2 protein-coding genes are annotated in these 1,303 nt (G+C 37.1%); both read left to right on the top strand.

The features are described from left to right. Nucleotides 1-65 precede the first annotated feature (65 nt). The gene (locus J1785_RS00945) at nucleotides 66-422 is read left to right on the top strand and encodes a hypothetical protein (protein WP_217218588.1); all 357 of its coding nucleotides are present in this window, start codon (nucleotides 66-68) and stop codon (nucleotides 420-422) included. Between the two features lie 136 nt (nucleotides 423-558). Continuing rightward, a complete protein-coding gene (locus J1785_RS00940) occupies nucleotides 559-1,068 on the top strand; it encodes a hypothetical protein (RefSeq protein ID WP_217156926.1) in 510 nt (169 codons plus the stop codon). The last annotated feature ends 235 nt before the right edge of the window (nucleotides 1,069-1,303 follow it).

The following is a 1,303-nucleotide window of genomic DNA, read 5'->3' as shown; positions in this document are numbered from 1 at the left end:
CAACCACAATGGAACAATTACACAGATTTGCTCGAAATAGTAATCTTTTTTCAGGGGAAGAAATGATGATAAAAATATTATCAGTATTATTCATTCTAATGCCATTAACTACTATTGCAGCTACTTCACCAGAAGGAAAAATGGAAAAGCCGTTTGTGATTAATGGCGAAGTTATTTGTTTGAAAGATATCCAGAAACAGATCACCCCTTATCTCGAATCTTTTGAAGAAGAAAGTGGCGTTAAGTACAAGTACAATGTTAAATCTGGTTTATCGTACAAGGATACTATAGGGTTACGGTTACAGATCAACCGTGTGGATTCGGGGCTGAATGTGCGAGTAGCCGATCTTGATTACTACTGGCTACAGGAACGGGGCAGTATGTGCCAACCAGCGTATATGGTACTTGAACGTTTTCAATGAATTCGGTGTTCAACAAGGTCGCGAAAGCGGCCTTCGTTTTACCCATGATATTATCACTATAATGTAAGTGCTTGACATAGTAATAGATTTCTATAAGTATCGTATTACATCTACCAATTTAGAAAGGAAATCGTACATGGCAAGTACCAGCAATCAGAATGATAACGGTATTGTTCACGATCTTGATGTAAATGGATACAAAACTTTAATTTCGCGTGCCAGTGGTAAAAATTTCAAACTGTCAGATAGTAAATCGGATATTGATAAGTTGTTCAAAGAGGATGCTGATAGCTTCATTGAACAGCTACGTCGTCTCTCTCAGAATCTCGTTATGGTAGCTGATGAGTACAAGAAAGAAATTGATAAGTCTAAAGTCGCTGATCTAGCTGCACTAATCAATAGATTAAATGAAGATGCAAGAAATAGCTTAATTGAATCTTTGGGCATTTCGCCAAGCAAAGGCAGTAAAGCAAAAGCTAAGTCTAACGTTACAACGAAAAGAGAACGTGTTGATATAACTGTCAATGGTAAACAGTACAAGATACCTGTTACTGGAAACATGAACCAAGAACTGAAAGATCTGGTGTCGGCTTCTGGTTTAGAACGTAGTGCTTTCATCGAGAAGTACAAATCCGTTCAAGCCTAAGCCATACGAAATACAAAATATAAGTCTTTCCACCTCTCATATCTTTTGATGGATGTGATTGGTGGACATTTCTACTTTTGTGGGTAACTGGCTGAAGTGAAACTAGACGTCATCACAGTCATTTGATTCCCTCGGAGAGGAACAAATGGGAATGCGACATAATCTAAATTTCCTTGAGTCATATTAAAGTATAAATTTATATCACCAACATTCAACTTTGTTGAATGTATAGGAT

The sequence above is a fragment of the Rahnella perminowiae genome, assembly GCF_019049755.1.
GTDB classification, from domain to species: Bacteria; Pseudomonadota; Gammaproteobacteria; order Enterobacterales; family Enterobacteriaceae; genus Rahnella; species Rahnella perminowiae.
The sequence above is the reverse complement of the archived record's forward strand: the minus strand, read 5'-3'. Positions and strand labels throughout refer to the sequence as shown.